Source organism: Candidatus Symbiopectobacterium sp. NZEC135, assembly GCF_025962695.1.
Window position 1 is genome coordinate 1 of sequence record NZ_JAGFPF010000551.1, and the last position, 1,231, is coordinate 1,231.

A 1,231-nucleotide genomic window follows, 5' to 3' on the forward strand; every position below is an offset into this window, starting at 1 on the left:
GCAGCCGCAGGCGATAGCTACGCCAAATTTTATTAGGCATTTTCAGCAACAGTTGCTGGCGGACGAAGAGATAACCCTGTGGCGACAGGGAGAAGATGGCGCAATAAAAGCGCTGTCCCCCCGTGCACCGTGGCACCCCGCCAGCGGTGGCCCAACGCCACAGCAGCAGGCATTGCTGACCCGGCTACAGGCTGCGGCACCGGGCGTCTATGTGATTACCGCCGCGCGCGGGCGCGGTAAATCGACGCTGGCGGGGATGCTGGCCGCGCAGTGTAGCGGTGTCTGTTGGGTGACTGCGCCTTCCCGCGACACGGCGGCCCAGTTGCTACAATCCAGTGATGCAGCATTGCCCTTTTGGTCTCCGGATGCCTTGCTGGCGCTTTGCCAATCGTCATCTGTGCCGCCGCCCGACTGGCTGTTGATTGATGAGGCGGCGGCGATCCCGACGTCAGTGTTGCAGGCGCTGGTAAGCCATTTTCCTCGGGTGTTAATGCTCACTACGGTGCAAGGGTATGAAGGGACCGGGCGTGGTTTTCTGCTGAAATTTTGCGCCTCGCTGCCGCAGTGCGAGATGCTGACGTTGGATCAACCGCTGCGCTGGGCCGCGAACGATCCGCTGGAGCGTTTTCTGGATCAGGCTCTGCTTTTTCGAGACGCGTTTACCGCTGCCGATATCCTGAATCCGGAGACAGCGAGATTACCCACTGTTATCACCAAACCTCTGGCGGCGGCGTGGTTGAGCGAACCGGCCGGTTTGCATTCGTATTATGCCTTATTGTGCAGCGCGCATTACCGCACCTCGCCGCTGGATTTGCGACGGTTGTTGGATGCGCCCGGCATGCATCTTTACGGTGCCCAGCGGGGCGACGCACTGTGCGGCGTGGCCTGGTGGGTTGATGAAGGTGGCCTGTCGTCAGCGTTAGCGCATGAGGTGTGGGCGGGCCGCCGTCGCCCGCGCGGCAATCTGGTGGCACAATCATTGGCGGCACACGGTGATGAGTGGCAAGCTCCCTGTTTACGCTCGCGGCGTATCAGCCGTATCGCGGTTGTCGCGCAACAGCGGCGCAGCCGCATTGGTCATGCACTGATTGCCGCACAACGGGACATCGCGAGCGATGACGGCATTGATTTTTTGTCGGTCAGCTTCGGCTATCAGCCCGAACTGTGGGCATACTGGCAAGGGTGCGGGTTTCGGCTGGTGCGCATTGGCAGCCACCGCGAGGCGAGCAGT

At 61.5% G+C, this 1,231-nt stretch carries 1 protein-coding gene; it reads left to right on the forward strand.

Annotated features, from left to right (window positions below; all coding sequences use genetic code 11):
- Positions 1 to 1,231, forward strand: a 1,231-nt coding sequence (locus J5224_RS28700; RefSeq protein WP_264628495.1) for a GNAT family N-acetyltransferase, incomplete at both ends; no start/stop codon positions are given.